Raw genomic sequence first — 7,623 nt, 5'->3', positions numbered from 1 at the left:
TCGGGGGGGGGGGGGGGCCTGCCGTTAACCCGTCCCGGTCCGCCCCCGGCATGTCATCGACGCCTTCGGCTCAGTCTCATATCCGCGGATACCGTTCTGTCGGCCCGCACTCCATTCCTTCGGCGGGGTTCCCCAAGTCTGTCGAGGCGCATACGGAGGGCTCCGCGCGCACAGCGAAATAGGGGGTATCCCCGAAGGCCGCCCGGCTCGCCGGGACGGGGGCTATGTCTATTCCGCGCCCTCCCGGCACATCGTGCCGAGGGCCCACAGCCACCTCACGAGCTCGGCCGCGGTGGCCGCGTTGGCCTTCGCCGCGGGCATGCCGCGGGCGAGCATCTCCTCGCGCCGCCGCAGGAGCCGCTCGGACCCCTTCCTCCCGTGCATCCTTATCTCGAGGGGCACGCCCGTGTCCCTTGGCATGAGCTTCGGCTGGTGCCGTGCCGCGGCGTAGCACCATGAACCCTCAACGGCCAGCTTCCTCACGAGCGCGTTGCCCGCGCCGCTGATGCCTCCGAGCCGCACGGAGTCGCCACTCGACCTCTGACTCGGCGCGAGGCCGAAGTAGGCCGTGACCTGCCTTCCGGAACGGAACCTCGTGAAGTCGCCGACCTCGGCCGAGAAGGCTGCGGCCAGCGCGAAGGCGCAGCCCTTGATCGACTGGAGGGCGGCCGCCTCCGCGGCGATCGGGCTGGCATCCACGGCCGCCCTGTACTCGGAGAGCAGGTCCGCCCGGGCCTCCGCTGCGGCCTCGACCTCGTTCCTCAGGGCGGCGAGCGTCCGAACCCCGCCGTCGTCCTCCGGCCTGACCTTGTCGAGCCACCTCAGGAAGTCGTAGGTCCAGTACTTCCTCGGGTTGCCGGCGGGCGTGGTGCCGCCGTAGACGAACCCTCGCTTTGCGAGGAAGGCGAGCAGCCGCTGCTTGGCGGTCGCCAGGCGCGCGGTCGCCCCGTCGTAGGCGCCGGCGAGGTCCCTGATGCCTTCGACCTCGGGGGAGGGGACCCATACGGGGGAGATGTCGTGGGCGAGTATCGCCTTGGCCATCCTGGCGGCGTCGTTCCTGTCGTTCTTGGAGGCCGAGTCGGCGGCCGACCTGGGGATCTTCGAGACCGCGGCGACGACACACTCGACGCCGAGCCCGGCGAGCTCCCTTTGCGGGGCGAAGCCGAGGTAGCCGCTCTCGTAGGCCGCGAGCGACGGCCCGGGGAACCCATCCATCCACCCGGCGATCTCGCCCCAGGGGTTGCCGGGGAACCTCCTCGTCACGGCCTCGCCGGTGTCCGCGTCGAGGGCGCAGACGGTGGTCGACCTCAGGTGGACGTCCATCCCGAACGCGGTAGAATGCTTTGGCATGGGAGCCTCCCAACCTCGTTGCGGCGCGGCTGCGCCTATGGCACTTCAACATCATTGTCGCAGCCCCGACCCGCGGTCACGAGCGGGGGCTCCTATCTTTTTAGTGCCCTCGGATTGGGTCATAGTGTCTGTCGTGGCCGGGGGAGTAAGTCTTCCGTTCTTTTCACTAATCGATCGATTCGTCCCAGGAGGCTCGAGCCCGAGAGGGGGCGAGCGTTTGGGGCGTGGCTGCGGCGTTGATTGCCGTGAATGTCAGCTTTGGGCGTATCATCGTGGGCATCTCACAAAACCTCGTTGCAAGGGAGACACACCCCATGGCTACAGAAAAGTCCTCCTCGCGCTCATGGATGTCCGATGCCGCGATCTATCAGATTTACCCGCGCTCGTTTAAGGACTCGACTGGTTCGGGTTTGGGCGATATCGCGGGCATTACCCAGCAGATGGACTATCTTGAGCGGCTGGGTATCGAGGCCATCTGGCTGAGCCCGTTTTACCCATCGCCTCTTGTCGATGGCGGCTATGACGTGGCGGACTACTGCGATGTCGACCAACGTCTCGGCTCGCTTGACGACTTCGATGACATGATCGCCGCGGCTCACGCGCGCGGCATCAAGGTCATCGTCGACATCGTGCCCAACCATTCGTCCAACCAGCACCCCTGGTTCAAAGCCGCTCTTGCCGCCGGCCCCGGATCGCCCGAGCGCGCCCGCTATATCTTCCGTGATGGTCGCGGCGAGCATGGCGAGCTGCCTCCCACCAATTGGAATGCCAACTTTGGCGGCCCCGCCTGGACGCGTGTTGCGGACGGTCAGTGGTATCTGCACATGTTTACGCCCGAGCAGCCGGACTTTGACTGGTCATGCCCCGAGGTTCGCGCGTTCTTTTGCGACGTCCTGGCGTTTTGGAGCGATCGAGGCGTCGATGGCTTTCGCATTGATGTGGCGCACGGTCTCGCCAAGGATCTCGACCGCGATGATCTCGACCAGTGGCATCTCGCCGAGGGCGATGACATGGTTGACGACGGCACCCATCCGCTGTGGGATCGCAACGAGGTTCACGAGATCTATCGCGAGTGGCGCCGCGTGTTCGACCGCTATAATCCGCCGCGCAGCGCTGTTGCCGAGGCGTGGGTGCTGCCCGAGCGCCAGTATCTCTACGCGCGCCCCAGCGAGCTTGGCCAGACATTTAACTTTGAGTTCGCCAAGGCCACTTGGACCTATGATGACATGCACGCTGCAATCGAGGAGGGCTTGAAGGCAGCCATCGAATCCGATTCCGCCTCGACCTGGGTACTTTCCAACCACGACGTGCCTCGTGTGGCGACGCGCTTCGCCCTGCCGCAGATCAAGGCGACGCGCTACCACCAGATTGCGCTCGACTGGCTCTTACGCGACGGGTCGTCTTATGACGAGGACCGTGAACTCGGCGAGCGCCGCGCGCGGGCGGCCCTTTTGCTTGAGCTGGCGCTTCCGGGCTCGGCATACGTGTATCAGGGTGAGGAGCTCGGCCTTTTTGAGGTGGCTGACATCCCGTGGGCTGCACTCGAAGATCCCACTGCGACCAATACGCACGGATCGAAGCGCGAGAAGGGGCGCGACGGCTGTCGTGTGCCCCTGCCGTGGGTGGCGACGGACGATCCCGCGCAGGGCGGATCGTTTGGATTTTCGCCGATGGACGCCGATGCGGCGCCCCGTCTGCCGCAGCCTGCATGGTTTTCCGATTACGCTGCCGATAGGGAAGAGGCGGACCCGACATCGATGCTTGCGCTCTATCGTGACGCCCTCTGGCTGCGGCGCAAGCTGCGCGGGTGCGCTAACGATCTTGCGTGGCTCGATCTTGACGGGCGCACCGGCCTTGCGGATGGTGCCGAGGGCGCTGAGGGCGGCGTCATCGCCTATCGCCGCGACAACGGCTGGGCGTGTGTGACGAACTTCGGTGCAGCACCCGTGGAGCTGCCGGCGGGCAAGGTCCTGCTCACCTCATCACCGCTTGCAGACGGCAGACTTGCGCAGGACAGCTCTGCCTGGATCATGCTCGCTGAGTTGTAGGGGGCCTCTTGCGGCGAGTTTGCGTTTGCTCGCGCTTTCCGTGGTGGCTGATGTCTTCGCGAGGTTCGAGAGGGCGTCGCAAAACTTTTCAAAAAAAAGTTCTTGCATAGGATGCGGGTATCACGTAAGATTAATCCTCGTAAGCGGACATGGCTCAGTTGGTAGAGCACAACCTTGCCAAGGTTGGGGTCGCGGGTTCGAGCCCCGTTGTCCGCTCCATTTGGGCGTTTAGCTCAGGGGGAGAGCGCTTCCCTGACACGGAAGAGGTCAGAAGTTCAAATCTTCTAACGCCCACCAAATGTTCGCAGCCCAGAGGCTTAGCCTCTGGGCTGTTTTGTTTTGCTCGCCAAATGGGTCGCCAAATACGTCACCAAATTTCGAGTTTTTTGATCTTCTGGGATGCTTCTCAGTAGTCATCCGAGAAAACTCTCATCTTCTCTGTTTGCATACACATATCTTTCAAGGATTCGTGCCGCGGTTACATGGGGCTCGGCAAGGCACGACCGCAACATGTTGGTCAAGCATAATCTTTTGGATTCTTTTGGCGTGAGCGGCTTGGTTTTGGTAGGATTTGTCAGCGGCTTGACTAAGGGGGTTTTATAACTGCCATGCAGGTAGCCGTGTTGGTAACGTTTTACCGACTTGCCAAGAACCCCTCATAATTAATGCGTCTGCAAAATGACCAATTGCTTTGACCTGCTGAAACACTATATGTTGTGTTTGAACTAAAAAAAGAATACAGGATATAGATGCCTCTTTGTCGTATGATAGATGGCGGACAGAGAACGAGGACCTTATTTGCCCCATTTGGATAGATCTTTGAGCCGCTTGATCGGCCGCGAGGATTGTCCGCATGAGGACCTATGGTTTATCGAGAACACAGATTGCGCGACGGCGCCGCAAGACAGGGGCAAGCCCTGCCGGGCATCGTTTGGCTCTGAAGCGCAATGAGACTACGACGCGAAAGAGGCAAGAGGATGAAGATCATCAAGCGCAGCGGCACCGAGGTTGTCTTTGACATCGATAAGATCGTCAATGCGATTCGCGCCGCAAACTTGGAGGTCGAGGAGAGCTCTCGTCTAACCGACCGCCAGGTGGTTTATGCGGCGCAAAACGTCGCCGAGGCATGCGAGAACGCGGGCCACACCGTTTCGGTCGAGGAGATCCAGGATTTGGTCGAGGACGAGATCATGCGTCTCGACTGCTACGAGGTCGCCCGCCACTACATCATCTATCGCTATGTTCAGAGCCTGAAGCGCCAGAAGAACACGACCGATGACAAGATCCTGTCGTTGATCGAGTGCAATAACGAAGAGGTCAAGCAGGAGAACTCTAACAAGAACCCGACCGTCAACTCCGTTCAGCGCGACTACATGGCCGGCGAGATTTCCAAGGACCTGACTCAGCGCGTGCTGCTGCCCCAGGAGATCGTGGATGCCCACAACGAGGGCCTGATCCACTTCCACGATTCCGACTACTTTGCCCAGCACATGCATAACTGCGACCTGGTGAACCTGGAGGATATGCTCCAGAACGGCACCGTTATCTCGGGCACGCTGATCGAGAAGCCGCATAGCTTCTCGACTGCCTGCAACATCGCGACGCAGATTATCGCCCAGGTTGCTTCTTCCCAGTACGGCGGCCAGTCTATTTCGCTGACCCATCTCGCCCCCTTTGTTGAGGTGAGCCGTCAAAAGATTCGCGGCGAGGTTGCCCGCGAGCTCGAGGAGCTCGGTGTTTCGGCATCTGCCGAAAAGGTCCGTGAGGTCGTTGAGGACCGTCTGCGTGACGAGATCCGTCGCGGCGTCCAGACGATTCAGTATCAGGTCGTGACCCTTATGACCACCAATGGCCAGGCGCCGTTCGTGACGGTCTTTATGTATCTCAATGAGGCCCGTACGCCCCAGGAGAAGCACGACCTTGCCATGATCGTGGAGGAGACGCTTCGTCAACGCTATGAGGGCGTTAAGAACGAAGCCGGTGTGTGGATTACCCCGGCATTCCCCAAGCTTATCTATGTACTCGAGGACGATAACGTTCACGAGAATTCCCCGTACTTCTACCTGACCCAGCTGGCTGCCAAGTGCACCGCCAAGCGCATGGTGCCCGACTACATCTCCGAGAAGAAGATGCGCGAGCTCAAGCTGTCTAAGGGCGAGACCGCCGGCAACGGCGATTGCTACACCTGCATGGGTTGCCGCAGCTTCTTGACGCCCGACCGCTCCGGTAACGGATTTAACAATGTGGCCAACGCGCTGAACTATGACCCGAACAAGCCCAAGTACTACGGTCGCTTTAACCAGGGCGTTGTGACCATCAACCTGCCCGATGTCGCGCTGAGCTCGCATCAGGACATGGACAAGTTCTGGAAAATCTTCGACGAGCGCCTCGAGCTGTGCCACCGCGCCCTGCTGTGCCGTCATGAGCGTCTGATGGGCACGCTTTCGGATGCCGCGCCGATTCTTTGGCAGTACGGTGCCCTGGCGCGTCTGAAGAAGGGCGAGACGATCGATAAGCTGCTCGTGGGCGGCTATTCCACCATCAGCCTGGGGTATGCCGGTCTGTATGAGTGCGTCAAGTACATGACGGGTCACAGCCACACCGAGAAGGAGGGCACGCCGTTTGCCATGGCCGTCATGCAGCGCATGAACGACAAGTGCGCCGAGTGGAAGGCCGAAAGCGATATCGACTTCTCGCTGTACGGCACCCCGCTTGAGTCGACGACCTACAAGTTCGCCAAGTGCCTGCAGCGTCGTTTTGGCATTATCCCGGGCGTGACGGACAAGGGCTACATCACCAACAGCTACCACGTCCACGTGTCCGAGGAGATCGACGCATTCGACAAGCTCAAGTTCGAGGGCATGTTCCAGCAGCTTTCGCCGGGCGGTGCTATCTCCTACGTCGAGGTTCCCAACATGCAGGACAACCTCAAGGCTGTCATTCGCGTGATGCAGTACATCTACGACAACATCATGTACGCCGAGCTCAACACCAAGAGCGACTACTGCCAGGTGTGCGGCTACGATGGCGAGATCTGCATTGTCGAGGACGATGGCAAGCTGGTGTGGGAGTGCCCCAACTGCGGCAACCGCGACCAGGAGAAGATGAATGTCGCCCGTCGCACGTGCGGCTACATCGGTACCCAGTTCTGGAACCAGGGCCGAACCGAGGAGATCCGCGACCGCGTTCTGCATCTCTAATAGTCATCCCAGGCCGCCCCGTAGCGAGGCCCCGGACCTTTACTCGCTATTTCGGACAGTCCTGGCTCACGACGGAGGCGCCACTGGCGCCTCCTGTTCGTGCGGAACTCATATCGAGCAAAGGTCCGGGGCCTCGCTACGGGGCGGCCAAGTTGATGTAGCTGAGATGCAGCATGTGGTCTGCTCACTCCTCGAAGTTCTTAGCGGAAATGAGTCGACCTGCAACAACGGTTTGCTTGGAACGACGGTTGAGCTGCAACAGAGTTTTTATTGGACCTCGAACCCTATGCTCGATGTTCGCTTCGTTCATTGAGTGTCGCTCGCGAGGGGTCTGGAGTATATCGTCCCGCCCGCAGTTTCGCAGGCCGCAGGCCGAGAATGTTTGAGGACGGGATGATATGCTCCAGACCCCCAGGAAGGTTATTTATGAACTACGCGAACATTAAGTATTTCGACATTGCCGATGGGGAAGGTGTTCGTACTTCTCTGTTTGTGAGCGGGTGCCGTCGTGGGTGCAAGAATTGCTTTAACTCTGTTGCGTGGGACTTTGCTGCGGGCGAGCCCTTTGATCGTGCCGTCGAGGACAAGATTATCGAGAGCCTCGATCATCCCTTTATTGACGGCCTGACGATTCTGGGCGGAGAGCCCATGGAGCCCGAGAACCAGGCGGGGCTCGTTGAGTTTGTCGAGCGTGTTCGTGCCGCTTATCCTGCGGGGTCAGGAAAGACCATTTGGTGTTTTACCGGCGACGTGCTCGAGGAGCTTATGCCGGGTGGTCGTCACCATACTGAGGTGACGGACCGTATCCTTGCCTGCCTCGACATGTTGGTGGATGGCCCGTTTGTTCAGGATCTTTATGATATCTCGTTGCGCTTTAGGGGCTCGAGTAACCAGCGTGTGATCGATATGAACGCTACGCGCGACCGCGCTGTGCGTGAGGGCGTTGCGCTTTGCGATGCTGTGGAGCTTTGGCGGGACGATCCAGTCTATTCGACCCATACTATGTAGCTTGTGGTCGATGCCGG

Annotated in this window: 4 protein-coding genes and 2 tRNA genes; 5 read left to right on the top strand and 1 reads right to left on the bottom strand. The window is 60.4% G+C overall.

Annotated features, from left to right (window positions below; genetic code table 11):
• Nucleotides 1-228 precede the first annotated feature (228 nt).
• Entirely contained in the window at nt 229-1,350 is a 1,122-nt protein-coding gene (locus DW003_RS06730) for an IS110 family transposase (protein ID WP_118388204.1), read from the bottom strand.
• 314 nt (nt 1,351-1,664) lie between these two features.
• On the opposite strand from DW003_RS06730, the gene DW003_RS06725 reads away from it, so the two are divergent.
• From DW003_RS06725 to nrdG, 5 genes are all read left to right on the top strand, one after another.
• On the top strand, nt 1,665-3,398 hold the full coding sequence (locus DW003_RS06725) for a glycoside hydrolase family 13 protein (protein ID WP_233545539.1): 1,734 nt from the start codon (nt 1,665-1,667) through the stop codon (nt 3,396-3,398).
• Nucleotides 3,399-3,541: 143 nt separating this feature from the next.
• Nucleotides 3,542-3,617, top strand: a tRNA-Gly gene (locus tag DW003_RS06720).
• Nucleotides 3,618-3,620: 3 nt separating this feature from the next.
• Nucleotides 3,621-3,695 (top strand) — tRNA-Val (locus DW003_RS06715).
• A gap of 680 nt (nt 3,696-4,375) precedes the next feature.
• Nucleotides 4,376-6,598, top strand: a complete 2,223-nt coding sequence (nrdD, locus tag DW003_RS06710) for an anaerobic ribonucleoside-triphosphate reductase (protein ID WP_118388202.1) — start codon at nt 4,376-4,378, stop codon at nt 6,596-6,598.
• A 426-nt stretch (nt 6,599-7,024) separates the two neighbouring features.
• Nucleotides 7,025-7,606 carry an anaerobic ribonucleoside-triphosphate reductase activating protein gene (nrdG, locus tag DW003_RS06705; RefSeq protein ID WP_055251392.1) on the top strand — a complete coding sequence of 194 codons (582 nt, stop codon included), beginning with the start codon at nt 7,025-7,027 and terminating at the stop codon, nt 7,604-7,606.
• Nucleotides 7,607-7,623: the final 17 nt, after the last annotated feature.

The organism is Collinsella sp. AF36-3AT, assembly GCF_003475205.1.
In the GTDB taxonomy this organism is placed as follows: domain Bacteria; phylum Actinomycetota; class Coriobacteriia; order Coriobacteriales; family Coriobacteriaceae; genus Collinsella; species Collinsella aerofaciens_AF.
This window is presented reverse-complemented; position numbering and strand designations above follow the sequence as displayed.

What these genes read in the sequence shown, in the direction of transcription:
- DW003_RS06730 (WP_118388204.1), bottom strand. Translation starts at nt 1,350, where the DNA reads ATGCCAAAGCATTCTACCGCGTTCGGGATGGACGTCCACCTGAGGTCG.
- DW003_RS06725 (WP_233545539.1), top strand. Translation starts at nt 1,665, where the DNA reads ATGGCTACAGAAAAGTCCTCCTCGCGCTCATGGATGTCCGATGCCGCG.
- nrdD (WP_118388202.1), top strand. Translation starts at nt 4,376, where the DNA reads ATGAAGATCATCAAGCGCAGCGGCACCGAGGTTGTCTTTGACATCGAT.
- nrdG (WP_055251392.1), top strand. Translation starts at nt 7,025, where the DNA reads ATGAACTACGCGAACATTAAGTATTTCGACATTGCCGATGGGGAAGGT.